Below are 26,057 nucleotides of genomic sequence, written 5' to 3'. Positions count from 1 at the left end.
AATTCAGGCCGGACGGCGGAAGGTGCGAATCGCCAATATTACTCCAACGATCAGCAGCGCGATGCCGGCCAGCACCTGCGCGCTCGGCACTGCGGCGCGCCACAAAAACGCATACGCCAGCGCCGACAGCGTCTCGAACACGATCAGCTGGCCGGCCAGCGAGGTCGGCAGACGGGCGCTGGCATGGTTCCACAACATGGTGCCCAGCCACGACGCGCACAGGCCGATCAGCAGCATCATGCCGACGAACAGCGCCGGCCGCGGCCCCAGCGGAAACGCATAGCTGGCGCCGCTGACGTGCGCAATCGCGCCGTACAGCACGAAGCCCGGCAGCACCACCGGCAGCATCGCCAGCCCCTGGGCGGTGGCCCAGGTCGATGAGCGGATCTGCGGGTGCTGCTGCATGAAGCGCGCATTGCGGATCGGATACCAGGTCCAGGCGGCCAGTGCCAGCAGCGCCAGCGCGCAGCCCTGCAGATACTGCGTCAGGCTGCGGTTGCCATCGAGCTGCTCCAGTTCGGCGGCGTTGACCAGCAGCAAACCGGTCCCGATCACCGCCAGCGCCGGCAGCAGCCGGCGCCAGGCCACCGCATCGGCGGCGCGCCCCGGCGCGAAATTCGACGCCATCGTGATCACCACCGGCAAGGTGCCGATCAGCAGGGTCGGCAGCGGCGCGCCGGAGAGCTGGATCGCGCTGGCCAGCGCCGCGTAATACAGCAGGTTGCCCACCAGCGACAGCCGGAACGCCACCCACCACTGGGCCCGCGACAGCGCCGCGATCTCCTTGCGGCCGAGCCAGGCCGGCACCAGCGCAATCAGGCCGAACGCGATATAACGGCCGAACGACAGCACGATGCCGGGATAATCCGGCAGCATCACCGGCGTCAGGAAAACCAGGCCCCACATCAGGCCCGCGCCCAGGGCGCACAAAATACCAGTCAACATGAAGGTTGCGCAGACAAAATCCGACATGATGCCCGACTTTGGACTTGCGGTCTTGCTGCCATGCGCGCAATTACGCACGCAAATGATGTTGCTGCAGTGCAAAAATAGCTATAATCCCGGCATGGTGAACTTGTTCAAACCGAGACGATTGACGATATGGATCGCATGCATTGCGATCCTGCTCAATGCGCTCGCGCCGTCCCTGTCGCATGCCAGGTATGCCGTGTCGCCGTCGGGCGCGCCATCGATCCTGATCGAAGTATGCACGGCCCATGGCACAAAAACGATCGCCGTAGCTGGCGAACAAACCTCCGACGCCGCGCTGCAGCCGAATGACGGCCATAAAAAGCCCATTGCCGGATCCGAACACTGCCTGTTTTGCCTTTCGCACCATGCGTCCCCCTTCCTGCTGCCTGCGGCTGCCAGCAGTTTTATCCTGTCCGCACAGCAGGGCCTGATGCCGCCGCTGTTTTACCAATCCCCGCAACCCCTGTTTTCCTGGGCTGCTGCCCATCCGCGCGGCCCGCCCGCCGCTTCCTGACCGAGCTCGAGCCGCGCTGATTTTCCGCCAGACGACTGGCGGAAAAGCGCCGGCATGCCATTTCATTTTCAAATAAAACGTGCACTTTGCCGGCAGCGCTTGCCGTACTTGCGGGCAAGACAAGCAGCGCCAAAAACACGCGCAACAAAATCAATAAACCCAGGAAAAATCATGCTATTCACCAAAAAACCGGCTGCAGCCGCGGTCGCCCTTGCCTTGTCCTCCCTGTGGCAAACAGCCATCGCGCAGAGCAAGCCGGCGACGGAAACTCCGCCGGCGCAGCTAATGACCGAGGTCGTCATCAACGCCTCCAAAGTAAAAGATGTCGAACCCAACAACGCCAATCTCGACGCCGCAAGCCTGGCCCCGATACGCGCATCGACCAGCGACACCGCTGCGCTCCTGAAAGACGTGCCCGGCATCAGCCTGTACGGCGCCGGCGGCGTATCCAGCTTGCCGGCGATCCACGGCTTGGCCGATGACCGCCTGCGCATCAAAGTTGACGGCATGGACTTGATCTCGGCCTGTGCCAACCACATGAATTCGCCGCTGTCCTACATCGACCCGACCAATGTCGGCAGCATCAAGGTGTTTGCCGGCATCACGCCGGTCAGCGTCGGCGGCGACAGCATCGGCGGCACCATCCAGGTAAATTCCGCCGAACCGGAGTTCGCCAACCCCGGTCAAGGCACTGTGCTCAAAGGCCAGGCCGGCACTTTTTACCGCAGCAACGGCAATGCCACGGGCATCAATCTTGCGGCAACCGTGGCAAGCGAAAATTTGAGCGTGAACTATACCGGTTCGACCACGGAGGCCGGCAACTACACGGCGGCAAAAAACTTCAAGCCGGCAGCGCAGTCCACCGGCACGCGGTCTTTTCTGGCCGGCGACGCAGTAGGTTCCTCCAGCTATAAATCGGAAAACCAGGCAATCGCAGTCGCGCTGCGCGGCGCAAACAATCTGCTTGAGTTGAAGCTTGGGCTGCAGCACATTCCTTACCAGGGCTTCCCGAATCAGCGCATGGACATGACCGGCAACGAAAGCGAGCAAATCAATCTGCGCTATGCCGGCCAATACCAGTGGGGCACTCTGGAAGCGCGCGTATATAACGAAAATACCCGGCACAAGATGAATTTTCTCGAAGATAAACTGACCATCGGCTCGAAAGGCATGCCGATGGATACCAAAGGGAAAACTACTGGCGCCTTGCTCAAGGCCGATATAGCGCTTTCCGCGCGCGACACGCTCAAGGTAGGCAGCGAATACCAGCGCCAGCGCCTGGACGACTGGTGGGACCCGGTTTCTGCGACACCGGGCATGATGGCTCCCAATCGGTTCTGGAACATCAATGACGGCCGGCGTGACCGCTTCGATGTGTTCGGCGAATGGGAAGCCCGCTGGAACACGCAGTGGCAGTCGCAACTCGGCGTGCGCAGCAGCAGCATGACCATGAACACCGGCAATGTGCAAGGCTACAACAACATGGGCGGCATGATGGGCTATGGCGACCCATCGAATCCGGCCTCGATCCCGGGCGCATTCAATGCGGCCGACCGCAAGAAAACCGGCAACAACATCGATGTGACCGCGCTGGCCCGCTACACGCCGGATGCCGGCAGCACCTTCGAGGCCGGTTTTGCGCGCAAGACCCGCTCGCCGAATCTGTACGAGCGCTTCGCCTGGTCGACCAACAACGCAATGGTCATGAACATGGTCAACTGGTTTGGCGACGGCAATGGTTATGTCGGCAACCTCGACCTGAAGCCGGAAGTCGCCAACACCATCAGTGCCACCGCCAACTGGCACGATGCCGCCCAAGAAAGCTGGGGCCTCAGCATCACCCCGTACTACACCCATGTTGACAACTACATTGATGCTGCGCGTTGCCCGGTCGCTGCCGGCACGCCCTGCAGCGCGGCCAACCGGGATGCGAAAACGGGCTTTGTGTATCTCCAGTTCGTCAACCAGTCGGCCCGCCTGTATGGCGTGGATGTGTCCGGTTACATGCCCTTGGCCAGGAGCAGTGATTTCGGCGCGTTCACCGCCACCGGCATGTTGAATTACGTCAATGGCAAGAACAACACGACCGGCGACAATCTCTACAACATCATGCCGCTGAACGCGAAACTGGCGGTGGTGCAACGCATCGGCAACTGGACCAACACCATCGAAGGCCAGTTTGTCGATGCCAAAACCAGCGTCTCGCAAGTCAGGAACGAACTCAAGACCGGCGGCTACAGCCTGCTGAATCTGCGCAGCAGCTACGAATGGAAGCAGGTCCGGCTGGATATCGGGGTGGAAAACGCGCTGAACAAACTCTACGCATCGCCGCTGGGCGGAGCGTATGTCGGCCAAAGACCGATGACCTATGGAACATCGGTTCCAGGCATGGGCCGTTCGATCTACACCGCGTTGAACGTCAAGTTCTAAGGCGCCGAACCGGGCATTGCGAAAAGATGCAAAACCCAATGCCCGGTCTGCCGCCAGACGCCCTTGATGCCGCACAACCGGACCGGGCCGATCGGGATAACGGCCAGGCCTGATTCCCGATGCATACTCGACTATAATATTTCGGATGGGAAAATTATTCAAAAGAGGGCAGCTGCGGGTCTGGATCGCATGTTTTGCGATACTGCTCAATGCGCTTGCGCCCTCGATTTCCCATGCGATATCAGCACGGGATGGGCAAGCTTCAGCATGGGTCGAGGTTTGCACCGCAGGCGGCTCAAAACGCGTCGCCGTGGCGCCGGTCACTCCTGCCGATACTGCGCCATCGGATCATTCGATTGCCCATCAGTCCGAGCATTGCCCTTTCTGCATGTCGCATGCGGGTTCATTCTCATTGCCGCCGCCTTCAATGGCGCCGCTCGCCGCCTCCGGCGGCCATGCCCTGTTCCCCGCTCTTTTCTACCGCTCCCCGCGGCCCCTGTTTTCCTGGGCCACGGCGAATCCGCGCGCCCCTCCGGCCACTTCCTGATCGTCCCCGACCTGGCTTGACCGTCTTGCTACCGACGCCAGAAGTCGCATTAGCCTGGTTTGCCTTTAGCGCGCACGATCTTCGCGCAAGGAAAAACACCGCAAGATGCCAAGCGGTTGCAGCCGCAGGGACGATCGCATCACCGTATCAGGATACTGCCAGCCCGCATTGCACAGATGCCGGCAATGCGCACGACAACATGATCAGGAAATGTGGATTGGACATGGAAAAAATATTGCATTGGATGCATCGTTTCAACGCAGTGACTGGAGCTACTTTGGCAATATGGCGTGGATGGACTCATGCCGATGCTTTAAGAATGCCTGCAATGGAAATGCCATTACGCACCCCGCTATGCACCCCGTTACGCGCCATTTCCGTAAAACCACCCGGCAATAGCCGCTGGAAACGGTTATCGGCAAAGAGCGCAATGCGCGCCATCCCGGCCTTGCGGCACAGGTCGTTGGAGCGTCATCATGCGTAACGACTTGATGCTCGCAAAAACCTCTCCCTATCGTCGCTCGGCAAGCCGGGGGCGTTACCAACAGCAGTTTGATGCGCACCGTACCAGATCCTTTCATCAAGGCGAGCAGATATATTGTCCCGGCACATCCGGAATCTGTTGGCGCGTGATCAGCGGGGCTGTCCGTTTGAACCGGGTGGCCAACGACGGAGAGATGCGATTTGCGAATTTAGCAGTGAAAAATGACGTGATCGGCACTGAAACCTTGTTGATGGGCCAATATGCGTTTTGCGCCGTCGCGCTTTCCGATTGCGAACTGGTGCCCTGGCCGGAAGGTTTATCGAGTGCGACCAAGAATTCTCTTTTGCACATTCTGGCAGCGGCGGAACGCCGGACCGCGGATGTTGTTGCATTACGCTCCGGGCTGGCAATCGATCGCGTGACGCGCCTGATCGCCATGCTGGCGCAGCCCGATGAAAACCATGATCTGTGCGTTGCGCTGCCAAAATGGCAGGACATCTCGGAAATCGCCGATCTTACGACGGAAACCATTTCCAGAATTATTTCCAGCCTGAAACATGGCGGAGTTATCCGGAAAATGAAAATCCCCGGCCACGCTGCCCATCGGAATTACGTCTTTTGCGGCAGCATCGCCTTATCGGCTGGCGCTGACAGCAATCAATTACTAGATTGAGTATATTTCATAACCGCAATCAAAATATGTGATTGTATAGGTAAAAATACCAATACTCCATGCTTTGTGAATATGCTTGGCCGCGCTGCGGCGATCAATGCTCGCGCAGCGCGCGCCGGTACTGGATCGCCTCGGCGATGTGGGCGCTGCCGATGCTGGCGTGGCCGCCGAGGTCGGCGATGGTGCGCGCCACTTTCAGCACCCGGTGGTAAGCGCGGGCCGACCAGTTCAGGCGGATCATGGCGGCGCGCAGCAGCTGTTCGGCAGCGGCGTCTGGCTGGCAATGGGTATCGATCTCGCCGGTCGAGAGCGCATGGTTGCCTTTGCCCTGCCTGTTCAACTGCAGCGCAAACGCGCGCTCGACCCGCTCCAGCACTGCGCCCGACGGCTCGCCGTCGGCTTGCCGCAGCAATTCTGCATGCGGCAACGCGCCGACCTGGATCTGCATGTCGATCCGGTCCAGCAGCGGGCCGGAAATCTTGTCCTGATAGCGCGCGACAATATCCGGCGTGCAGCGGCATTTGCCAGACGCATGGCCGAGGTAACCGCACGGGCACGGGTTCATCGCCGCGATCAGCTGGAAGCGGGCCGGAAAATCGGCCTGGCGCGCCGCGCGCGAGATGGTGATGTGGCCGGACTCCAGTGGCTCGCGCAGTACTTCCAGCACGCGGCGGTCGAATTCAGGCAGCTCGTCCAAAAATAGGACGCCGCGATGCGCAAGCGAAATCTCGCCCGGGCGCGGCACGCTGCCGCCGCCGACCAGCGCCACGCCGGAAGCTGTGTGATGCGGCGCCCTGTAGGGCCGCACCTTCCAGCGCGCAATCGAAAAGCCGCTGGTGAGCGATTGCACGGCAGCCGACTCCAGCGCTTCGTCGTCGGTCATCGGCGGCAGGATGCCGGGGAAGCGCGCCGCCAGCATCGACTTACCGGTGCCGGGCGGGCCGACCATCAGCACGCTGTGGCCGCCGGCGGCCGCCACTTCCAGCGCCCGCTTGGCCTGCGCCTGGCCCTTGACGTCGGCGAAATCCGGGTAGGCGGGCCGCGCCGCCGGCACGTTTGCCGCATGCGGCGCCAGCCTGCCATCTGGACCGTTAGCACCGAAGTGAGCGCACACCTGCAGCAAGGAGTCGGCCGGCAAGATGGTCACATCGGGCACCAGCGCCGCCTCGTCGACGCTGGCGCGCGGCAGGATGAACGCGCGCCGGCTGCCGGGCGCATCGTCCTTGTGCATCGCAAAAGTCATCGCCAGCGCGCCGCGGATCGGACGCAGCTCGCCCGACAGCGACAGTTCGCCGGCGAACTCGTACTGGTCCAGCGTGTCGCCCGGAATCTGGCCGGAGGCGGCCAGGATGCCGAGCGCGATCGGCAGGTCGAAACGACCGGACTCCTTCGGCAGGTCGGCCGGCGCCAGGTTGACGGTGATTCTTTTTGCCGGAAATTCGAAGCGCGCATTCTGCAATGCGGCGCGGACCCGGTCCTTCGATTCCTTGACCTCGGTTTCCGGCAGCCCGACGATGGTAAAACTCGGCAAGCCATTGGCCAGATGCACCTCGACCGTGACTTCCAGGGCGTGCATGCCGGTCAGTGCGCGGCTTTTCAGGACGGCTAGGCTCATGGCGGCGGGCTTTCAGTAGGCGTTTCCGGCGGGCGCGCGGGCCCACCGGAAACTGTGCACCATCGGTTATGCGGCGAATTCGATCAGCAAATCCTTGGCGCTGACCACCGCGCCGGGCTTGACGTGGACATGCTTGATCACCACATCGCGCTCGGCCCGGATCATGGTTTCCATCTTCATCGCTTCCAGCGACACCAGCGGATCGCCTTTCGCCACTTTCTGCCCGGGCTTGACCGCCACCGTCACCACCATGCCGGGCATCGGCGCGCCCAGATGATTGGCATTGCCGTCTTCCGCCTGCGGATGGCTGACCGCCTTGACCGCGCCGGCGCGGTCGATGCGCACCAGGCGCGGCTGGCCGTTGAGCTCGAAGAACAGCTTGCTCTGGCCCTCGTCCGCGACCTCGGTCCGGCCCTGCAGGCGCAGCACCAGCGTCTTGCCCTGGTCGATGTCGACCGAGATGTCCTGGCCTTCCTGCAGACCGTAGAAGAATACCGGGGTCGGCAGCACGCTGACGTCGCCGTAGTGGCGACGGTGTTCCGCATAGTCGCAGAATACTTTCGGGTACATCAGGTACGAAGACAATTCCTGCTCGCTGATCGCGCGCCCGACTGCCTTTTCGGCCTGGCCGCGCACCGCGTCGAAATCGACCGGTGCCAGGGTCGCACCGAGGCGGCCCGACAGCGGCTGGCCGCCCTGCAACACCTTGCGTTCCAGTTCTTTCGGGAAGCCTTCCGGCGGGAAGCCGAGTTCGCCCTTGAACAGCGAGATCACCGATTCCGGGAAGCCGATTTCCTTCTCGGGATTGCGCACGTCGTCCGGCGTCAGGTCGTTGGCGACCATGAACAGCGCCATGTCGCCGACCACCTTGGAGGTCGGCGTGACTTTCACGATGTCGCCGAACAGCTGGTTGACATCGGCATACGCCTGCGACACTTCGTTCCAGCGATGGGTCAGGCCCATTGCGCGCGCCTGCTCGCGCAGGTTGGTGTACTGGCCGCCCGGCATCGCATGGCGGTACACGTCCGAGGTGCCGGAACGGATGTCGGCCTCGAACGGCGCATAGTTGCGGCGCACCCCTTCCCAGTATTGGGAAATCGCAAACATCGCGTCGTGGTCGACGCCCGGATCGCGCGCACTGCCTTGCAGTGCGGCCGCGATCGAGCCCAGGTTCGGCTGCGAGGTCAGGCCGCTCATCGCGTCCATCGCGCCGTCGACCGCATCGCAGCCGGCTTCGATCGCCGCCAGCACGGATGCCGCCGCGATGCCGCTGGTGTCGTGGGTGTGAAAATGCAGCGGCAAGCCGACTTCCTGCTTGAGCGCCTTGACCAGCATGCGCGCCGCTTCCGGCTTGCAGACGCCGGCCATGTCCTTGATGCCGATGATGTTGGCGCCGGCGCGTTCCAGCTGCTTGGCCATCGTGACGTAATATTTCAGGTCGTACTTCGGACGGCCCTTGTCGAGCAGGTCGCCGGTATAGCAGATGGTGCCTTCGCACAGCGCGCCGGCGTCAACCACCGCATCCATCGCCACCCGCATGTTCTCGACCCAGTTCAGCGAATCGAAGACGCGGAATACATCGACCCCGCCCTTGGCCGCTTGCGCCACGAAATGCTGGACCACATTGTCCGCATAGTTGGTGTAGCCGACCGCGTTGGAGCCGCGCAGCAGCATCTGGAACAGGATGTTGGGGACGCGCTCGCGCAGTTGCGACAGCCGATCCCACGGGTCTTCCTTCAGGAAGCGCATGGCGACGTCGAACGTCGCTCCGCCCCAGCATTCCAGCGAGAACAGCTCGGGCAGCGTGCGCGCATAGTACGGCGCGATCGCCAGCATGTCGGCGCTGCGCATGCGGGTCGCAAACAGCGACTGGTGCGCGTCGCGCATCGTGGTGTCGGTCAGCAGCACGCGCGGCTGGTCCAGCATCCATTGCGCAAATTTTTCCGGGCCCAGTTCCAGCAGCTTGTCGCGGCTGCCGGGCAGGATCGGCGCCAGCCGGCTGGTGGCCGGCAGGATCGGATGCGGCAGGATGCCTGCCGGGCTGGTGCGCCCCTTCATTTCCGGATTGCCGTTGACCACCACTTCGCCGACGAAGCGCAGCAGGCGCGTCGCGCGGTCGCGCCGTTTGGCGAACTTGAACAGTTCCGGCGTGCTGTCGATGAAGCGGGTGATGCACTGGCCGGACCTGAACTGCTCGTGGTTGATGACGTTTTCCAGGAACGGCAGATTGGTCGAGACGCCGCGCACGCGGAATTCGCGCAGCGCCCGGTCCATGCGCGCAATCGCCTCGTCCGAGCTCGGGCCCCAGGTCGTCACCTTGACCAGCAGCGAATCGTAGTACGGCGTGATGATCGCACCCGAATACGCGGTGCCGCCGTCCAGCCGCACGCCGAAGCCGGCCGCGCTGCGGTAGGCGGTCAGGCGGCCGTAATCCGGGGTGAAATTGTTTTCCGGGTCTTCGGTGGTGACGCGGCATTGCAGCGCATGGCCGTTCAGGCGGATTTCGGACTGTGGCGGCACCCCGGCCAGCTGGCCGCCGGCCACCGCCGCCTGGGCGCCGATGGTGGCGCCTTCGCTGATGCGAATCTGCGCCTTGACGATGTCGATCCCGGTGACCTGCTCGGTCACCGTATGCTCGACCTGGATGCGCGGGTTGACTTCGATGAAATAGAACTTGCCGGTATCGGCATCCATCAGGAACTCGACCGTGCCGGCATGGGTGTAGCCGACCGCCTGCCCCAGCCGCAGCGCCGCTGCGCACAGTGCGCTGCGGCTGGCGTCGTCCAGATACGGCGCCGGAGCGCGCTCGACCACTTTCTGGTTGCGCCGCTGCACGGTGCAGTCGCGCTCGAACAGGTGCACCAGATTGCCGTGCTGGTCGCCCAGCAACTGCACTTCGACATGGCGCGCGCGCCGCACCAGTTTTTCCAGATACATCTCGTCGTTGCCGAACGCGGCCAGCGCTTCGCGCCGCGCCATGTCCAATTGATCCGGCAGCTCGGCTTCGGTCTCGATCACGCGCATGCCGCGCCCGCCGCCGCCCCAGCTGGCTTTCAGCATCAGCGGATAGCCGACTTCCAGCGCCATTTTTTTGGCGGCTTCGATCTCATGCGGCAAGGCGCCGGTGGCCGGCATCACCGGCACGTTGGCCGCCACCGCTGCCTTGCGCGCGGCCACCTTGTTGCCCAAGGTACGCATCACTTCCGGCTTGGGGCCGATGAAGATCAGACCGTTCTGCGCGCAGGCTTCGGCAAAATCGGGGTTTTCCGACAGGAAGCCGTAGCCGGGGTGGATCGCATCGACTTTCGCTTCCTTGGCGATGCGGATGATGTCGTCGATGTCGAGATAGGCGGCGATCGGCTTCTTGCCTTCGCCCACCAGGTAGCTTTCGTCCGACTTGAAGCGGTGCAGCGCAAAACGGTCTTCGGCGGCGAAGATCGCCACCGTGCGCATGCCCAGCTCGGCGGCTGCGCGCATCACGCGAATGGCAATCTCGGAACGGTTGGCGACCAGGATTTTATGGATCGGGCGGGTACTGGAAAGTGGCGAAGTCATGAGTGCGGACGGTGAAGGATGGATGGGGAATGCATGGACCGGGCCTGCTATCGCGCGGCAGCAGCGCATCCGCCGGAAACCGGCAATGCCGCCTGCACCGCCGTAGCCGGAAATTATTGCTGCCGGAACTGCGCTTCGAGTTCGGCGACGCGCGCTTCCAGCGTTTCCAGCTTGGCGCGTGTCTTGGCCAGCACCTGGGCCTGGATGTCGAATTCTTCGCGGGTGACCAGATCCATCTTGGCAAAGCCCTGGGTAAGCATCGCCTTGACGTTCTTTTCCAGCCCCTTGGCCGGCGAATTCTCCAGCACCTGGTTGATCTTGTGCTGGAAGTCGTTCAGAAAATTGCTTTTGTTCATGGTGTTTCCTATTGTGATCAAGCGCACAACTTTGGTGCAATGTCGGGCGGTACTGGCGCAAACGCCCATCGATGGTGCGCAGCCGCGTCCGGCGTCTTGCGCGGCCGGCGCGACGCCAGCCAAAATCATACCTCATGGGGCTGGCACGAGTCCTGCTAATGATGGTTTGAAACGGAATATTTCACCACCTGCCAAGCGAGGTTCACATGAAAATCATTACTGCAATCATCAAGCCCTTCAAACTCGATGAGGTGCGCGAAGCCTTGTCGGAGATCGGCGTGCATGGCATCACGGTCACTGAAGTCAAGGGTTTCGGACGCCAGAAGGGCCATACCGAGCTCTACCGCGGGGCCGAATACGTGGTCGATTTCCTGCCGAAAACCAAGATCGAAGCAGCAGTCGATGACGCGCTCGTCGAAAGCGTGGTCGAAACCATCGAAAAGGTGGCGCGCACCGGCAAGATCGGCGACGGCAAGATTTTTGTCCAGGATCTGCTGCAAGTCATCCGCATCCGTACCGGCGAAACCGGCCAGGACGCACTTTAAGGGGAGCTCAGATGAAAAAAAATTTCGCCCGTTTGTTACTCGGCTGCAGCTTGCTGGCTGCGCTGGGATTCCTGTCGCCGGCGCTGGCGGCGGATGAAGCTCCGACCAAGGTCGAAGCGGTCGCATCCGCGCCCGCCGCTGCTGCGGCTGCGGTTGCCGCCCCTGCAGCCATAGCGGCGGCAGCACCGGCCGCTGCACCGGCGCCGAACAAGGGCGACACCGCCTGGATGATGGTCGCGACGCTGCTGGTGATCCTGATGACGATTCCCGGCCTGGCGCTGTTTTACGGCGGCCTGGTGCGCTCCAAGAACATGCTGTCGATCCTGATGCAGGTGTTCATGATCTTCGCCGTGATCATCGTGCTGTGGTGCATCTACGGCTACTCGCTGGCATTCACCGAGGGCGGCCGGTTCATCGGCTCCTTCGACCGTCTGTTCCTGAACGGCATCTGGGACCCGGCCAAGGCCAGCTTCTCGACTGCGGCCACCTTCAGCAAGGGCGTGGTGATTCCCGAGTTCGTCTACGTGGCGTTCCAGGCGACCTTCGCGGCGATCACCTGCGGCTTGCTGATCGGCGCCTTTGCCGAGCGCGCCAAGTTCGTCGCGGTGCTGCTGTTCGTGGTGCTGTGGTTCACCTTCTCGTATCTGCCGATCGCCCACATGGTCTGGTTCTGGACCGGCCCGGATGCGATCACGAATGCGGCCACCCTGGCCTCTGAAACCGCCAAGGCCGGCTTCCTATTCCAGAAAGGTGCGCTCGACTTCGCCGGCGGCACCGTGGTGCACATCAATGCGGCAGTGGCCGGCCTGGTCGGCGCCTACGTGATCGGCAAGCGGATCGGCTACGGCCGCGAATCGATGGCGCCGCACTCGCTGACCATGACCATGATCGGCGCCTCGCTGCTGTGGGTCGGCTGGTTCGGCTTCAATGCCGGCTCCGCGCTGGAAGCCGGCGATGTCGCCGCGCTGGCCTTCGTCAACACGCTCTTGGCCACCGCTGCGGCGACCGTATCCTGGGTCGGCGGCGAGTGGCTGGCCAAGGGCAAGCCGTCGATGCTGGGCGGCGCGTCCGGTGCGGTGGCGGGCCTGGTGGCGATCACCCCGGCCTGCGGCTTCGTCGGCCCGATGGGGGCGCTGGTGATCGGCTTGCTGGCCGGCGTGCTGTGCCTGTGGGGCGTCAATGGCCTGAAGCGCCTGCTGGGCGCGGACGATTCGCTCGACGTGTTCGGCGTGCATGGCGTCGGCGGCATTCTGGGTGCGTTGCTGACCGGCGTATTCGCTTCGCCGGCCCTGGGCGGCCAGGGCATCTTCGATTACGTCACCAACAAGATGTCGGCCGACCCGTATTCGATCGCCGGCCAGGTCTGGATTCAGGCGCAGGCGGTCGGCACCACCATCCTCTGGTCGGCAGTGGTCTCGCTGGCGGCCTACAAGCTGGTCGACCTGCTGATCGGCATGCGGGTGGCGGAAGACGCCGAACGCGAAGGGCTGGACATCGCCAGCCACGGCGAATCGGCGTATCACTATTAATCGGATTGCCGCGGCCCGGCCCAGGCCGCGATAAGAAAAATGCGAAAAATGCGGAGTATGCCAATAAACATTGGATATTCCGCATAATTACATTGCGAAATACATAAATACGCCACCTTGTATCTCTTGCAAGCAGATACCTGCAGGCACTCTCGCCCGCTCTGCCGCCGCCCACTGCAGCCCATATATACATGGGTATGCTGAAAAACAGCGCATTTACCGCAGATAAAAACAGCGCCTGCTGAAAATACAGATACCTGTATTATTTCTTCACCACAGTCCGCAGAAGCGTCTCATCTGCGCCTTGATAAAGCCGCCTGCCATCCCAAAATACCATCGGTGCCACGCATCCGGCCCGCGCGCGAATCCCGGATTGCCGATAAAATCAGCGTTAGTCATGCGTTTTTACTGCAACGCGCTCGCTGCACCATTCACGCTTCGCATCAGACAAGAAAAAGGTTTATATGGTCCCGCACCTCGTCACCGCCCTGAACGGCCCCCTGCTTGATCTGGAGAAGAAGATTCTCGACGCCACCCCCGCCATCGAGCGCTGGTTCCGGCTCGAATGGCAAGAGCACACGCCGCCGTTCTACTGCTCGGTCGACCTGCGCAATTCCGGCTTCAAGCTGGCGCCGGTCGATACCAACCTGTTTCCGGGCGGCTTCAACAACCTTGCCACCGAGATGCTGCCGCTGGCGGTGCAGGCGGCGATGGCGGCGATCGAGAAATATTGTCCGGATGCAAAAAACCTGCTGCTGATTCCCGAGCGCCATACCCGCAACACCTTCTACCTGCAAAACGTCGCGCGGCTGATCCAGATCTTCCGCCAGACCGGCCTGAACGTACGGCTGGGCACCTTGGCCGAGGATGTCACCGCGCCGACCCCGATCGAGCTGCCGGACGGCACCGTGCTGATGCTGGAACCGCTGGAGCGCACCCACAACGGGCGCCGGGTCGGCCTGAAGAATTTCGACCCGTGCACGATTTTGCTGAACAACGACCTGTCGGCCGGCATCCCGGCGATCCTGGCCGACCTGCACGAGCAGACCCTGCTGCCGCCGCTGCATGCCGGCTGGGCGGTGCGGCGCAAGACCAACCATTTCGACGCCTACAACGACGTCGCCAAGAAGTTCGCGAAGCTGGTCGACATCGACCCGTGGATGATCAACCCGTATTTCGGCAAGTGTTCCAACATCAATTTCCACGAGCGCATCGGCGAGGATTGCCTGGCTGCCAACGTCGATACGCTGCTGGCCAAGATCCGCAAGAAATACAAGGAATACGGCATCAAGGACAAGCCGTTCGTGATCGTCAAGGCCGATGCCGGCACCTACGGCATGGGCATCATGACCGTCACCGACGCCAGCGAAATCGTCGGCCTGAACCGCAAGCAGCGCAACAAGATGTCGGTCGTCAAGGAAGGGCTGGAAGTGTCCGACGTGATCATCCAGGAAGGCGTGCATTCGTTCGAGAACATCAACGAAGCGGTGGCCGAGCCGGTGGTCTACATGATCGACCGCTACGTGGTCGGCGGCTTCTACCGGGTCCACGCCGAGCGCGGCATCAACGAGAACCTGAACGCGCCGGGCGCGCATTTCGTGCCGCTGGCGTTCGAGCAGCAGCACAGCCTGCCGGACCTGTCGGCCAAGCCCGGCACCACCTCGCCGAACCGCTTCTACATGTACGGCGTGGTGGCGCGGCTGGCCTTGCTGGCGGCCTCGCTGGAACTGGAGCGCACCGACCCGAACCCGGAAGTGTATTAAGCGCCGCCCGCACTATCCGACCCGGCAGTGCCGGCCCGTGCGCCGGCGCTGCTCTTTGCAAACCATTCTGGACCTCCATGAAAATCGCCTTCCTGGCCGACCCGCTCGACCACTTCAAGACCTACAAGGACACCACCTACGCGATGATGATCGAGGCCGGGCGGCGCGGCCACAGCGTGCACGCGTTCGAACCGGCCGACTTGGCGCTCGAGGGCGGCACGGTGGCGGCCAATATCGCGCCGGTGACGCTGACCGGCGACCCCGGCGACTGGTTCCGGCTCGGGCCGCGCACGCTGCAGCGGCTGGACGCATTCGATGCGGTGGTGGTGCGCAAGGACCCGCCGTTCGACATGGAATACGTGTACGCGACCTACCTGCTGAACCTGGCGCAGCAGGCCGGCGCGCACATCTTCAACCAGCCGCAGGCGATCCGCGACCACAATGAAAAGCTGGCGATTGCGCAGTTTCCGCAGTTCACCGCGCCGACCCTGGTGGCGCGCGACATGGCGCGGCTGCGGGCGTTCCATGCCGCGCATCAGGACGTGATCTTCAAGCCGCTCGACAGCATGGGCGGCGCCGGCGTGTTCCGCATCGGGCCGGACGGCCAGAACCTCGGCGCGGTGCTGGAACTGCTGAGCGACAACGGCAATCGCACCATCATGGCGCAGCGCTTCATCCCCGAGATCGCGCAGGGCGACAAGCGCATCCTGCTGATCGGCGGCAAAGTGGTGCCGTTTGCGCTGGCGCGCATTCCGCAAAACGGCGAAGTGCGCGCCAACCTGGCCGCCGGCGGCTTGGGCGTGGCGCAAGCCTTGTCGGCGCGCGACCGCGAAATCGCCGAAACGCTGGCACCGATCCTGTTCCAGCGCGGCCTGTTGCTGGTAGGATTGGACGTGATCGGCGATTACCTGACAGAAATCAACGTCACCAGCCCGACCTGCTTCCAGGAAATCCGGCAGCAGCAAGGTTTCGACGTGGCGGCGATGTTCATCGACGCGCTGGAACAGGCGAGGTAATTCCCCATCCCCGATAATTCCGTGAGTATTTTTCAGGCCGCAGTATAATCAAGCGAAAGTTATCGGTTTTCTACCCATACCCCAGCAAATTTGGCGACACATCCATGGTTGGCATTCTGCTCTTGACACATGCACCGCTGGGCCAGGCTTTCATCGAGGCCGCCGCCCACGTGTTCCGCAACCGGCCCGAACGGGTCGAGGCGATCGATGTGGTGGCCGATCAGGATCCGCTGCAAGTCCAGCGTCTGGCCCAGGACGCCATTGCGCGACTGGACGACGGCTCCGGCGTGCTGGTAATCACCGACGTGATGGGCGGCACGCCCTCCAATTGCTGCAACACGCTCAGCCGGCCGGGGCAGATCGAAGTCATCGCCGGCATCAGCCTGCCGATGCTGTTGCGCGCGCTGACCTACCGCCAGGACACGCTCGACGTCGTGGTTGAAATGGCGCTGGCGGGCGGCCAGAATGGCGCAGTCCGGGTCGATAATCGCATTCGCCTTTCCCCAAATTAAAAAAATGATCCAGCACGATATTGAAATCACCAACAAACTCGGACTGCACGCCCGCGCCTCGGCCAAACTGACCCAGCTGGCCGGCAAGTATCAGAGCGAAGTCTGGCTGACCCGCAACACCCGCCGCGTCAACGGCAAGTCGATCATGGGCGTGATGATGCTGGCGGCCGGCAAAGGCGCCACGGTGACTCTGGAAATCGACGGCGAGGATGAAGACGCATGCCTGCAGGCGATCACGGGCCTGATCGCCGACAAATTCGGCGAAGGCGAATAAGGGCCGGTACGCGACCGGCCAACCCGTGCGGGCCATCTCAACCCATTACTGCAGACCACATCCATGGCATCCTTTTCGCTCCACGGCATTCCGGTTTCCCGCGGCATTGCAGTCGGCCGCGCCCACTTGCTGACGCCGGCTGCGCTGGATGTAAAACATTATCTGGTCGGCCAAACGCAGGTGGAAGCCGAGGTGCGGCGGCTGCAAAATGCGTTCGCGGTGGTACACCAGGAATTGCGCACCATCTGGGAGGATCTGCCGGCCGACGCCCCGCCCGAACTGGGCGCGTTCATCGACATCCATATCCTGATCCTGTCCGACCCGCTGCTGGCGGAAGCGCCGCTGGACATCATCCGCAGCCGCCACTACAACGCCGAATGGGCGCTGGTGACCCAGATCGACCAGTTGAGCAGCCAGTTCGACGAGATCGAAGACCCGTATCTGCGCGCCCGCAAGGCCGACATCCAGCAGGTCGCCGAACGCGTATTGAAGGTCCTGACCGGCACCGCCCAGCTGTTGCCGGCAACCAGCGACGTTGACGAATCCCATGCCAGCCTGATTGTGGTCGCGCATGACATTTCTCCGGCCGACATGCTGCAATTTCGCAACCGCGCGTTCGCCGGCATCGCCACCGATGCCGGCGGGCAGAATTCGCACACCACGCTGGTGGCGCGCAGCCTCGACATTCCGGCCGCAGTCGGGTTGTCGAACGCCTCGCTGCTGATCAAGCAGGACGACTGGCTGATCATCGACGGCGACAGCGGCGTGGTGATGGTCAATCCGAGCCCACTGATACTGCACCAGTATCGCGAAATGCAGGCCAAAGCCCAGCGCGAGCGCAAAAAGCTCAGTAAACTGAAAAAAACCCCGGCCGTGACCCTCGACGGCACCGCCGTCACGCTGCTGGCCAACATCGAACTGCCGGAGGATTGCGCGGCGGCGATGGAAGCCGGCGCCAACGGCATCGGCCTGTTCCGTTCCGAATTCCTGTTCATGGGGCATAGCGGCTACGCCAGCAAGCTGCCGTCGGAAGAAGAGCAGTTCGACGCCTACCGGCGTGCGGTGCTGACGATGAAAGGGCGCCCGGTGACGATCCGCACGCTCGATATCGGCGCCGACAAGCGGCTGAAGGGCTTCGACCAGACCGCGACCAACCCGGCGCTGGGCTTGCGCGCAATCCGCTACTGCATGGCCGAGCCGCAACTGTTCCTGACCCAGTTGCGCGCAATCCTGCGCGCCTCCGCTTTCGGCCCCGTCAAGCTGCTGATCCCGATGCTGTCGCACAGCTTCGAGATCAGCCAGACCATGGCCATGATCAACCAGGCCAAGGCGCAACTGCTCAAGGCCGGCCAGAAATTCGATGCCGAGATCAAGATCGGCGCGATGATCGAAGTGCCGGCGGCGGCGCTGATGCTGCCGACCTTCGTGCGCCACATGGATTTCCTGTCGATCGGCACCAACGACCTGATCCAGTACACGCTGGCGATCGACCGCTCGGACCACGAAGTCGCGCATCTGTACGACCCGACCCACCCGGCCGTGCTGCTGTTGCTGGCAATGACGGCCGCCGCCGCCGCCAAGGCCGGGATTCCGGTCTCGATTTGCGGCGGCATGGCGGGCGACGCCAAGCTGACCCGGCTGCTGCTGGGGATGGGGTTTCGCGAACTGTCGATGCCGGCCGCGCAACTGTTGCCGGTCAAGCAGGAAGTGCTGGGCTGCGACCTCGAGCGCATTACGCCGCTGGTCAGGAAAATCCTGCGCAGCGACGATCCGGCAGCGATCCGGCAGATGATCGGCCAGCTGGCCGAAGTGCCGGCGGCTGTTTGACGATCGCCGCAGAGTTGGTTATTCTTGCTGCTGTTGCGCCGATTTGATATCAGCTTGCGGGCGCGAGGGAAAAGCCGGATGGCTGCTCCCGCATAAATACGGCTAAAGCGTGCTTGCAGTTGCAAACAAGCCCTGATTTAGCCCGATTTAGCTGATAGCTATCGGGCTTTTTGCATTCTGAAGCCTTTTTCGACTCACGGCAGCGCTTTGCATGTCATCGCAAAAGCGGCCTTAACCTTGAACAACATGCCATCCCTCGGAATCGTTACCCCGCAATCGATGCACTTTGCCGACCCGCTGCCGCTGCAGAGCGGCGCGGCGCTGGCCGATTACACGCTGATGTACGAAACTTACGGCACGCTCAATGCCGAACGCTCCAACGCGGTGCTGGTGTGCCACGCGCTGAACGCCTCGCACCACGTGGCCGGCGTGTATGCCGGCCAGCCCAAAAGCGCCGGCTGGTGGGACAACATGGTAGGGCCGGGCAAGGCGCTCGACACCGACCGGTTCTTCGTCATCGGCGTCAACAACCTCGGCTCCTGCTTCGGCTCGACCGGGCCGATGCATATCAATCCGGCCAGCGGCAAACCCTACGGTGCGGCGTTTCCGGTGGTTACCGTCGAAGACTGGGTCCATGCGCAAGCGCGGCTGGCGGACGCGCTCGGCATTGCCCAATTCGCGGCGGTGATGGGCGGCTCGCTGGGCGGCATGCAGGCGCTGGCCTGGAGCATCATGTACCCGGCGCGGCTGCGGCACTGCGTGATCGTCGCCTCCACCCCGAAGCTGTCGGCGCAGAATATCGCCTTCAACGACGTCGCGCGGCAGGCGATCCTGACCGATCCCGATTTCCACGGCGGCGATTATTACGCGCACGGCGTGGTGCCGAAAAACGGCCTGTCGGTGGCGCGCATGATCGGCCACATCACCTACCTGTCGGACGACGACATGGCCGAGAAATTCGGCCGCAAGTTGCGTGACACTGCGCGCACCGGCGATTACCAGTTCGGCTTCGGGGTCGATTTCGAGATCGAATCCTATCTGCGCTACCAGGGCCTGAAATTTTCCGAATACTTCGATGCCAACACCTATCTGCTGATCACCAAGGCACTCGATTATTTCGACCCGGCGCGCGCCTGCGGCGGCGACCTGACTTGCGCGCTGGCCGACACCCGGGCGCAGTTCCTGCTGGTGTCGTTTTCGACCGACTGGCGCTTTGCGCCCGAGCGCAGCCGCGAAATGGTGCAGGCGCTGGTCAACAACCGGCGCCGCGTGACCTATGCCGAGATCGATGCGCCGCACGGCCACGACGCCTTTCTGCTGGAAGACCCGCGCTACCACGATCTGGTGCGCGCCTACTACGACCGCATTGCACTGGAGTGCGCATGAACTTCAAGGAACTCAGCGTGCTGCGCCCCGACCTGGCCTTCATCGCGCACTGGATCAAACCGGGCGCGCACATTCTCGACGTCGGCTGCGGCGACGGCGTGATGCTCGATTATCTGCAGACCGACAAGCAGTGCAGCGGCTACGGCATCGAAATCGCCGACGCGCGGGTGCTGGCCTCGACCCGGCGCGGCATCAACGTGATCCAGCAGAATATGGAAAACGGGCTGGCGATCTTTGCCGACAAGGCGTTCGATAGCGTGCTGTGCCTGTCGTCGCTGCAGATGATGGTGAATGTGGAGGCGATCCTGCGCGACATCGCCCGGGTCGGGCGCGAAGCGATCGTCTCCTTCCCGAATTTCGCCTACTGGCCGCACCGCCTGGCGCTGATCGGCGGCCGCATGCCGGTCTCCAAAGCGCTGCCGTACGAATGGTACGACACCCCGAACATCCGCTGCGCCACCATTTACGACTTCGAGGAACTGGCCGACCAGGTCGGGCTGCAGGTGATCGAATGCGTGGCGCTGCACGACGGCCGGCCGGTAACCTTCCTGCCGAACTGGCGCGGCAACCTGGCGGTGTTCCGGCTGCAGAAAAAATGATGCGATGACAGACAGTTCCACCCCCGCCGCCAGCTGGCACAGCTATCTGAACCGCCGCGCCCTGATCTGCGTGTTCCTCGGCTTCAGTTCCGGCTTGCCGCTGTTCATCCTGCTCAGCCTGATGCAGGCCTGGCTGGCCAAGTCGGGGCTGAACGTCAAGACCCTCGGCCTGTTCGCGCTGGTGATGTTCCCCTACACCTGGAAGTTCCTGTGGTCGCCGCTGATGGACCGCTACAGCTTCGGCAGGCTGGGGCGGCGCCGCGGCTGGATGGCGCTCACCCAGACCGCGCTGTTCCTCGGCATCGGCGCGATGGGCATGCTGAACCCGCTGACGCAGCTGCCGGCGATTGCCTTTGTTGCCGCGCTGCTGGCCTTCCTGTCGGCCAGCCAGGACATCGTGATCGACGCCTACCGGCGCGAAATCCTGCCCGACAACGAGCAGGGCCTGGGCAGCGCGATCTATGTCAACGCCTACAAGGTGGCCGGCATGGTGCCGGGCGCGCTGTCGCTGATCCTGGCCGATCTGATGGCATGGCAGCCGGTATTCTGGATCACCGCCGCCTTCATGCTGCCTGGATTGATTTGCACGCTGCTGATCAAGGAACCTGCGGTGTACGGCACCCCGCCGCGCAACATGCGCGAAGCGGTAGTGCTGCCGTTGCGCGAATTCATCGACCGCGACGGCTGGCGCGGCGCGCTGTGGATACTCGGCTTCATCTTCCTGTACAAGCTGGGCGACAGCATGGCTACCGCGCTGGCGACCAAGTTCTACCTCGATCTCGGCTTCTCGATGACGCAGATCGGCGCAGTCGCCAAGGCCACCGGTTTCTGGGCCAGCATCGCCGGCGGCGTCATCGGCGGGGTCTGGATGGTGCAGCTCGGCATCAACCGCGGCCTGTGGATTTTCGGCGTCGCGCAGGCGGTGGCGATCCTCGGTTTCGCCTGGCTGGCGCAGGCCGGCGCCAGCGTGATCCTGCTGGCAGCGGTGATCGGTTTCGAAGCGTTCGGGGTCGGCCTGGGCACCGCCGCCTTCGTCGCCTACATCGCCAAAACCACCGACCCGCGCTACACCGCCACCCAGTTCGCGCTGTTCACCAGCCTGTCGGCGGTGCCGCGCACCTTCATCAACGCCTCGGTCGGCTTCATCGTGGCCGAGACCGGCTGGTTCCTGTTCTTCCTGCTGTGCTTCCTGCTGGCGCTGCCGGGGATGCTGATGCTGCCGCGCGTGGCGCCGTGGAACGGCGACCAGCCAGCCGGTTAAAAATATGCGGGGTATAAGAAAAAATTGGGGTTTCCCGCATATAAAATAGGCGAAAACTAAAAATACCCATGCTGTCCTAAGTGGACGCCGCGCACCCCGATATGCGGCCGGCCAGGATCATGCGGCGCTGACCGGGTCCAGTCCGGCGGGCCGCAGGCGGGTCGAAATCCAACCGAACCATTTCATTCACACCAGGGAGTACAGCAATGCAGCAGCGCGTAGCGGCAATACCGACCGTACAAATCGACAATCAGCGCGTCACCGTGACCGAATGGCGCTTCCCGCCCGGCGCCGAAACCGGCTGGCACTGCCACGGCTACGACTATGTGGTGGTGCCGCAGACCAGCGGCCAGCTGCTGCTGGAAATCAAGGACGGCAACCGCACCGTCGACATTACCGCCGGCCAGTCGTACACCCGCAGCGTCGGCACCGAGCACAATGTGGTCAATATCAATCCGCATGAATTCGTCTTCGTCGAGATCGAACTGAAACCGTAACCGGCAATCCGGCCCCGCCATTCCGCCTTCCCCCGATCGATGATGAGCTTTGTTAAAGATTTCTCGCTGTCGGCCCTGATTGCCGGCTTCGTCACCGTGCTGGTGGGCTTCACCAGCTCGGCCGTGATCGTGTTCCAGGCCGCGCATGCGTTCGGCGCCACGCCGGCCGAGGTGGCGTCGTGGATGTGGGCGCTCGGCCTCGGCATGGGCGCGACCTGCATCCTGCTGTCGCTGCGCTTCAAGGTGCCGGTCGTCACCGCCTGGTCGACCCCGGGCGCGGCGATGCTGATTTCCGCCGGCGCCGGGGTGCCGATGGCGCAGGCGATCGGCGCCTTCATGGTGTCGGCGCTGCTGATGGCGCTGTTCGGCTTCACCGGCGGGTTCGAGCGCAGCATCAAGCGGATTCCGATGTCGCTCGCCTCCGGCATGCTGGCCGGGGTGCTGCTGCGCTTCGGGCTGGATGTGTTCGCGGCGATGCAGACCCAGTTCCTGCTGGCGTTTGCGATGTTCTGTACCTACCTGCTGGCGCGCCGGCTGTTGCCGCGCTATGCGGTGATTTCGGCGCTGGCGGTCGGCAGCGCGATCGCCGCCGCGCAAGGGCTGCTGCAGCTGGACGGCATCACGCTGGAACTGGCGCAGCCGCTCTGGACCACGCCGCAGTTTTCCGTCAGCGCCATCATCGGCATCGCGCTGCCGCTGTTCATCGTCACCATGGCGTCGCAAAACATGCCGGGCGTGGCGGTGATCCGCGCCTCCGGCTATACCGTGCCGATTTCGCCGCTGATCGGCTGGACCGGCAGCACCACCCTGCTGCTGGCGCCGTTCGGTGCCTATGCGCTGAACCTGGCGGCGATCACCGCCGCCATCTGCATGGGGCGCGAAGCGCACGAAGACCCGGCGCGGCGTTATGTGGCGGCGGTCGCGGCCGGCGCGTTTTACCTGCTGATCGGCCTGTTCGGCGCCACCGTGGCGGCGGTGTTTGCCGCGCTGCCGAAAGAACTGGTGCAGGTGATCGCCGGCCTGGCGCTGTTCGGCACCATCGGCAACGGGCTGGCCGCGGCGCTGGCCAGGGAAGGCGAGCGCGAACCGGCGCTGGTCACCTTTCTGGTCACCGCCTCCGGCATCACCCTGTTCGGCATCGGCTCGGCCTTCTGGGGCCTGCTCGCCGGGGTGCTGGCGCTGCTCCTGATGCTGGCCGGGCGCAAAAGTAAAAAATAGGGAGTACGCATAAAAATCATGCATTTTTCGCATGAATTTACTGCGACTTAAATATATACAGAGGCATGTATATGATGTGCGGATAGGCCGGTATGCCGCACGGAAAACGCGGACTACTCCTGATTTCCCATTCCGCTGCCACAAGTCACCGCAGCCCCCGCCTGCGCGAGGGGGACGCCACGCCTCAGGGGGCATGGCCGCTGAACCGAACGGCCAATCGCCTGCCTCTTATTTTCCTGCTCTTACAGGCCCATTTTGGCGCTGCTGAGGATGGTGGCAACTTCAGTCGAGATTTTCGCAAACGGCGAACCTGAGTCGATCAGCCGTTCGGCATCCGAATACTGACCGGCATTGATCTTCTTCGCGACGCCGCCGGCGGTCCGATGGAATTCGGCATGCTTGCTTAACAGCTCCGCGAACAAGGGCCGCCGGCCCCAGAGTGCGCCGCCGGGTCCGTGAATCCATTTTCCCAGCGGGCATTGGTCATCGCGGCAGATGGCGTCGGCGTCGAGCTTCTGCTGGTCGGCAATCGCCCTGCGCAGCTTGACCTTCCATTGGTGGTGCGCGTCGATCGCCGCATCGAAGTCGAAGTCGGCCGAATTGCCTGGGGCCTGTTGCGCGTGCAGCGCGAGCCCGACCGGCAGCCTGAAGTGCGAAACCTCCTCGGCCAAAGTATAGGCCTGATCTTTCATGGCCGAAGCTGCGGTCGCGCTCTCCTCGACCAGCGTTGCGTTTTGTTGCGTCATGCGGTCCAGGTCCTGCACCGCCTGGCCTATCTGAATGATGCCCTGGCTTTGCTCACGCGCGCCACTCGCGACCTCGCCCAGCAGATGGTTGACCCGTTGCGATGACGTGACGATCTCCTCGATGGATGCACCGGCCTTTCTAACGATGTCGGTGCCGACTTCGACCTGCTCGACGCTGCGGCCAATCAGGGCCTTGATCTCCTTGGCAGCGTCCGTGCTGCGTTGCGCCAGCATGCGCACTTCGCTGGCCACCACCGCGAAGCCGCGACCCTGCTCGCCGGCCCGTGCCGCCTCGACGGCGGCATTCAACGCCAGGATGTTGGTCTGGAAGGCAATGCCGTCGATGGTGCCGATGATTTCCCCGATCTTGGCCGAGGAAGTGCGAATGCCGTCCATCGTCGCAACCACCTCCAGCATCACGCGCCCGCCGTCGGTGGCGGCCTGTGCATTACGGCGCGCCACTTGCGAGGCTTCGGCAGTATGCTCGGCAGTGTTGCCTACCGTCGAGGTGAGCTCCTCCATCGAGGCGGCGGACTCTTCCAGATTGCTGGCAGCCTGCTCGGTGCGCACCGAGAGATCTATCGCGCCGCTGGCGATCTCGCTGCTCGAATGCACGATCTCGTCGCTGGAACGGCGCACCCGCAGCACCATGCCGCGCAGCGCATCCTGCATATTGCGCAAATCGACCATCAATTGCGCGGTTTCATCACGCCCCCAGGGCGCGGGCGTCGTGCTGAGGTCGCCCTCGGCCATCGCATGCAGGTGGCGCCGGGCTTCCTTCAGGCCGCTGTCCATCGCGTAATAGAAACTGAGGAACAGATAAGCCTCTATGAGCAGTGCAATGGCGATGATGCCGCCCACCCACGACAAACGATGCACCGACTTCTGCTGCAGGTCGCCTATGTAGATGCCGGAGCCGATGACCCAACCCCAGGGCTCGAAACCCTGAACGTATGAGATCTTGTCTACCGGCGCGTCGCTGCCGGGCTTGGGCCACTGATAGGAGACGAAACCCTTGCCATCCTTGCGCACGGTGGCGACGAAGGCATTGAACAGCGCAAAGCCATTGGGATCCTTGATGCTGCCGATGTCCTTGCCATCGAGCTCCGGCTTGAACGGGTGCATGATCATGCGCGGCTGCATGTCATTGATCCAGAAGTATTCGCTGCCATCGTAGCGCAGCCGCGCAATCGACTGCTTCGCCATGTCCTGTGCCTGCGCGCGGGGCAGCTTGCCGGAAGTCTCCTGGCCGTGCGCCCAAGCCAGAATGCCGTGCGCGATTTCGACATGCTGGCGGGTCGCATCCATGCGCGCCTGCACTGCCTGCTCGACTTCCGCATTCAGCAGCCAGCCTATCAGAGCCAGCATCGGCAACATGAAGGCCAGCGAAATGATCGCGGCCTTGGCCGTGAAGCGCAGATTGCGAAAGGTTCTGACGCCCGGCCCCCAGATCCCATGAGAGGCCGGGAAACCTGCGCTGTGCGCATCATGCGGTTGTTGCATAGCGCTGCTTGCAGTTCCAGTTCCGGATCGAAGATAATTTGGCATGGCTCAGTCTTTTATTGATTTTTTATTGATGTTTCCGAAGGCCCCACGGTCGGCCGCTCCCACCCGCCCACCGATCGCCGGCATGATCAGTCCCGCCTGCTTACTGCTTGCTGCTTATTTCTTACATATTGCTTACATATTGCTTACATAGAATAGTACCCCAATGCAATGACTTAATAGCATCACATTT

Annotated in this window: 22 protein-coding genes; 16 read left to right on the top strand and 6 right to left on the bottom strand. The window is 62.9% G+C overall.

Annotation, left to right across the window (positions count from 1 at the left end; translation table 11 throughout):
- Positions 1 to 3 precede the first annotated feature (3 nt).
- Entirely contained in the window at positions 4 to 945 is a 942-nt protein-coding gene (locus HMCN_RS0108020) for a DMT family transporter (RefSeq protein WP_025916893.1), read from the bottom strand.
- Between the two features lie 121 nt (positions 946 to 1,066).
- On the opposite strand from HMCN_RS0108020, the gene HMCN_RS17480 reads away from it, so the two are divergent.
- The 3 genes from HMCN_RS17480 to HMCN_RS0108000 all read left to right on the top strand — a co-directional run bounded on the left by HMCN_RS17480 (position 1,067) and on the right by HMCN_RS0108000 (position 4,463).
- Positions 1,067 to 1,486: a DUF2946 domain-containing protein gene (locus HMCN_RS17480; protein WP_035626315.1), complete on the top strand. Its 420-nt coding sequence runs from the start codon at positions 1,067 to 1,069 to the stop codon at positions 1,484 to 1,486.
- A gap of 171 nt (positions 1,487 to 1,657) precedes the next feature.
- The gene (locus HMCN_RS0108010) at positions 1,658 to 3,916 is read left to right on the top strand and encodes a TonB-dependent siderophore receptor (protein ID WP_025916891.1); all 2,259 of its coding nucleotides are present in this window, start codon (positions 1,658 to 1,660) and stop codon (positions 3,914 to 3,916) included.
- A gap of 145 nt (positions 3,917 to 4,061) precedes the next feature.
- Positions 4,062 to 4,463, top strand: coding sequence for a DUF2946 domain-containing protein (locus HMCN_RS0108000; RefSeq protein WP_025916890.1), 402 nt, complete (start codon positions 4,062 to 4,064; stop codon positions 4,461 to 4,463).
- A 300-nt stretch (positions 4,464 to 4,763) separates the two neighbouring features.
- On the opposite strand, the gene HMCN_RS19195 is transcribed toward HMCN_RS0108000, so the two are convergent.
- Positions 4,764 to 4,904 carry a hypothetical protein gene (locus tag HMCN_RS19195; protein WP_155837474.1) on the bottom strand — a complete coding sequence of 47 codons (141 nt, stop codon included), beginning with the start codon at positions 4,902 to 4,904 and terminating at the stop codon, positions 4,764 to 4,766.
- A 35-nt stretch (positions 4,905 to 4,939) separates the two neighbouring features.
- Between HMCN_RS19195 and HMCN_RS17475 the strand changes: the two genes are divergently transcribed.
- Positions 4,940 to 5,620: a Crp/Fnr family transcriptional regulator gene (locus HMCN_RS17475; RefSeq protein ID WP_025916889.1), complete on the top strand. Its 681-nt coding sequence runs from the start codon at positions 4,940 to 4,942 to the stop codon at positions 5,618 to 5,620.
- Positions 5,621 to 5,714: 94 nt separating this feature from the next.
- On the opposite strand, the gene HMCN_RS0107985 is transcribed toward HMCN_RS17475, so the two are convergent.
- From HMCN_RS0107985 to HMCN_RS0107975, 3 genes are all read right to left on the bottom strand, one after another.
- Positions 5,715 to 7,235, bottom strand: coding sequence for a YifB family Mg chelatase-like AAA ATPase (locus tag HMCN_RS0107985; RefSeq protein WP_025916888.1), 1,521 nt, complete (start codon positions 7,233 to 7,235; stop codon positions 5,715 to 5,717).
- 66 nt (positions 7,236 to 7,301) lie between these two features.
- A complete protein-coding gene (locus HMCN_RS0107980; RefSeq protein ID WP_025916887.1) occupies positions 7,302 to 10,790 on the bottom strand; it encodes a pyruvate carboxylase in 3,489 nt (1,162 codons plus the stop codon).
- Positions 10,791 to 10,903: 113 nt separating this feature from the next.
- The gene (locus HMCN_RS0107975) at positions 10,904 to 11,146 is read right to left on the bottom strand and encodes an accessory factor UbiK family protein (RefSeq protein ID WP_025916886.1); all 243 of its coding nucleotides are present in this window, start codon (positions 11,144 to 11,146) and stop codon (positions 10,904 to 10,906) included.
- A gap of 206 nt (positions 11,147 to 11,352) precedes the next feature.
- Here HMCN_RS0107975 and HMCN_RS0107970 point away from each other — a divergent pair, with 206 nt between their 5' ends.
- The 12 genes from HMCN_RS0107970 (at position 11,353) to HMCN_RS0107915 (ending at position 23,573) form a co-directional block, all read left to right on the top strand.
- Complete coding sequence (locus HMCN_RS0107970) at positions 11,353 to 11,691, top strand: P-II family nitrogen regulator (RefSeq protein ID WP_025916885.1); 339 nt, start codon at positions 11,353 to 11,355, stop codon at positions 11,689 to 11,691.
- Between the two features lie 11 nt (positions 11,692 to 11,702).
- On the top strand, positions 11,703 to 13,220 hold the full coding sequence (locus tag HMCN_RS0107965; protein ID WP_025916884.1) for an ammonium transporter: 1,518 nt from the start codon (positions 11,703 to 11,705) through the stop codon (positions 13,218 to 13,220).
- 464 nt (positions 13,221 to 13,684) lie between these two features.
- Positions 13,685 to 14,983: a glutamate--cysteine ligase gene (gene gshA / locus HMCN_RS0107960; RefSeq protein ID WP_025916883.1), complete on the top strand. Its 1,299-nt coding sequence runs from the start codon at positions 13,685 to 13,687 to the stop codon at positions 14,981 to 14,983.
- Positions 14,984 to 15,060: 77 nt separating this feature from the next.
- The gene (gshB, locus tag HMCN_RS0107955) at positions 15,061 to 15,999 is read left to right on the top strand and encodes a glutathione synthase (RefSeq protein ID WP_025916882.1); all 939 of its coding nucleotides are present in this window, start codon (positions 15,061 to 15,063) and stop codon (positions 15,997 to 15,999) included.
- Positions 16,000 to 16,103: 104 nt separating this feature from the next.
- Complete coding sequence (locus tag HMCN_RS0107950) at positions 16,104 to 16,511, top strand: PTS sugar transporter subunit IIA (protein ID WP_025916881.1); 408 nt, start codon at positions 16,104 to 16,106, stop codon at positions 16,509 to 16,511.
- 4 nt (positions 16,512 to 16,515) lie between these two features.
- A complete protein-coding gene (locus HMCN_RS0107945) occupies positions 16,516 to 16,785 on the top strand; it encodes an HPr family phosphocarrier protein (RefSeq protein WP_025916880.1) in 270 nt (89 codons plus the stop codon).
- A gap of 63 nt (positions 16,786 to 16,848) precedes the next feature.
- Positions 16,849 to 18,612 carry a phosphoenolpyruvate--protein phosphotransferase gene (ptsP, locus tag HMCN_RS0107940; RefSeq protein WP_025916879.1) on the top strand — a complete coding sequence of 588 codons (1,764 nt, stop codon included), beginning with the start codon at positions 16,849 to 16,851 and terminating at the stop codon, positions 18,610 to 18,612.
- A gap of 246 nt (positions 18,613 to 18,858) precedes the next feature.
- The gene (locus HMCN_RS0107935; protein ID WP_081801451.1) at positions 18,859 to 19,998 is read left to right on the top strand and encodes a homoserine O-acetyltransferase; all 1,140 of its coding nucleotides are present in this window, start codon (positions 18,859 to 18,861) and stop codon (positions 19,996 to 19,998) included.
- Positions 19,995 to 20,597 (top strand): methionine biosynthesis protein MetW, encoded by a 603-nt coding sequence (metW, locus tag HMCN_RS0107930; RefSeq protein WP_025916877.1) that lies wholly within the window; start codon positions 19,995 to 19,997, stop codon positions 20,595 to 20,597. Before HMCN_RS0107935 ends, metW begins: the two co-directional genes overlap by 4 nt.
- 4 nt (positions 20,598 to 20,601) lie before the next feature.
- On the top strand, positions 20,602 to 21,858 hold the full coding sequence (locus HMCN_RS0107925; RefSeq protein ID WP_025916876.1) for an AmpG family muropeptide MFS transporter: 1,257 nt from the start codon (positions 20,602 to 20,604) through the stop codon (positions 21,856 to 21,858).
- Positions 21,859 to 22,064: 206 nt separating this feature from the next.
- Positions 22,065 to 22,355, top strand: coding sequence for a cupin domain-containing protein (locus HMCN_RS0107920; RefSeq protein WP_025916870.1), 291 nt, complete (start codon positions 22,065 to 22,067; stop codon positions 22,353 to 22,355).
- A 42-nt stretch (positions 22,356 to 22,397) separates the two neighbouring features.
- On the top strand, positions 22,398 to 23,573 hold the full coding sequence (locus tag HMCN_RS0107915) for a benzoate/H(+) symporter BenE family transporter (protein ID WP_025916875.1): 1,176 nt from the start codon (positions 22,398 to 22,400) through the stop codon (positions 23,571 to 23,573).
- A gap of 242 nt (positions 23,574 to 23,815) precedes the next feature.
- On the opposite strand, the gene HMCN_RS0107910 is transcribed toward HMCN_RS0107915, so the two are convergent.
- Entirely contained in the window at positions 23,816 to 25,822 is a 2,007-nt protein-coding gene (locus HMCN_RS0107910; RefSeq protein ID WP_025916874.1) for a methyl-accepting chemotaxis protein, read from the bottom strand.
- Positions 25,823 to 26,057: the final 235 nt, after the last annotated feature.

The sequence above is a fragment of the Herminiimonas sp. CN genome (assembly GCF_000622895.1).
GTDB lineage: Bacteria > Pseudomonadota > Gammaproteobacteria > Burkholderiales > Burkholderiaceae_D > AVCC01.
This window is presented reverse-complemented; position numbering and strand designations above follow the sequence as displayed.

Bases quoted from the DNA above. Each gene is read 5' to 3' on its own strand.
- HMCN_RS0108020 (WP_025916893.1), bottom strand. From the start codon at position 945: ATGTTGACTGGTATTTTGTGCGCCCTGGGCGCGGGCCTGATGTGGGGC.
- HMCN_RS17480 (WP_035626315.1), top strand. From the start codon at position 1,067: ATGGTGAACTTGTTCAAACCGAGACGATTGACGATATGGATCGCATGC.
- HMCN_RS0108010 (WP_025916891.1), top strand. From the start codon at position 1,658: ATGCTATTCACCAAAAAACCGGCTGCAGCCGCGGTCGCCCTTGCCTTG.
- HMCN_RS0108000 (WP_025916890.1), top strand. From the start codon at position 4,062: ATGGGAAAATTATTCAAAAGAGGGCAGCTGCGGGTCTGGATCGCATGT.
- HMCN_RS19195 (WP_155837474.1), bottom strand. From the start codon at position 4,904: ATGGCGCGCATTGCGCTCTTTGCCGATAACCGTTTCCAGCGGCTATTG.
- HMCN_RS17475 (WP_025916889.1), top strand. From the start codon at position 4,940: ATGCGTAACGACTTGATGCTCGCAAAAACCTCTCCCTATCGTCGCTCG.
- HMCN_RS0107985 (WP_025916888.1), bottom strand. From the start codon at position 7,235: ATGAGCCTAGCCGTCCTGAAAAGCCGCGCACTGACCGGCATGCACGCC.
- HMCN_RS0107980 (WP_025916887.1), bottom strand. From the start codon at position 10,790: ATGACTTCGCCACTTTCCAGTACCCGCCCGATCCATAAAATCCTGGTC.
- HMCN_RS0107975 (WP_025916886.1), bottom strand. From the start codon at position 11,146: ATGAACAAAAGCAATTTTCTGAACGACTTCCAGCACAAGATCAACCAG.
- HMCN_RS0107970 (WP_025916885.1), top strand. From the start codon at position 11,353: ATGAAAATCATTACTGCAATCATCAAGCCCTTCAAACTCGATGAGGTG.
- HMCN_RS0107965 (WP_025916884.1), top strand. From the start codon at position 11,703: ATGAAAAAAAATTTCGCCCGTTTGTTACTCGGCTGCAGCTTGCTGGCT.
- gshA (WP_025916883.1), top strand. From the start codon at position 13,685: ATGGTCCCGCACCTCGTCACCGCCCTGAACGGCCCCCTGCTTGATCTG.
- gshB (WP_025916882.1), top strand. From the start codon at position 15,061: ATGAAAATCGCCTTCCTGGCCGACCCGCTCGACCACTTCAAGACCTAC.
- HMCN_RS0107950 (WP_025916881.1), top strand. From the start codon at position 16,104: ATGGTTGGCATTCTGCTCTTGACACATGCACCGCTGGGCCAGGCTTTC.
- HMCN_RS0107945 (WP_025916880.1), top strand. From the start codon at position 16,516: ATGATCCAGCACGATATTGAAATCACCAACAAACTCGGACTGCACGCC.
- ptsP (WP_025916879.1), top strand. From the start codon at position 16,849: ATGGCATCCTTTTCGCTCCACGGCATTCCGGTTTCCCGCGGCATTGCA.
- HMCN_RS0107935 (WP_081801451.1), top strand. From the start codon at position 18,859: ATGCCATCCCTCGGAATCGTTACCCCGCAATCGATGCACTTTGCCGAC.
- metW (WP_025916877.1), top strand. From the start codon at position 19,995: ATGAACTTCAAGGAACTCAGCGTGCTGCGCCCCGACCTGGCCTTCATC.
- HMCN_RS0107925 (WP_025916876.1), top strand. From the start codon at position 20,602: ATGACAGACAGTTCCACCCCCGCCGCCAGCTGGCACAGCTATCTGAAC.
- HMCN_RS0107920 (WP_025916870.1), top strand. From the start codon at position 22,065: ATGCAGCAGCGCGTAGCGGCAATACCGACCGTACAAATCGACAATCAG.
- HMCN_RS0107915 (WP_025916875.1), top strand. From the start codon at position 22,398: ATGAGCTTTGTTAAAGATTTCTCGCTGTCGGCCCTGATTGCCGGCTTC.
- HMCN_RS0107910 (WP_025916874.1), bottom strand. From the start codon at position 25,822: ATGCAACAACCGCATGATGCGCACAGCGCAGGTTTCCCGGCCTCTCAT.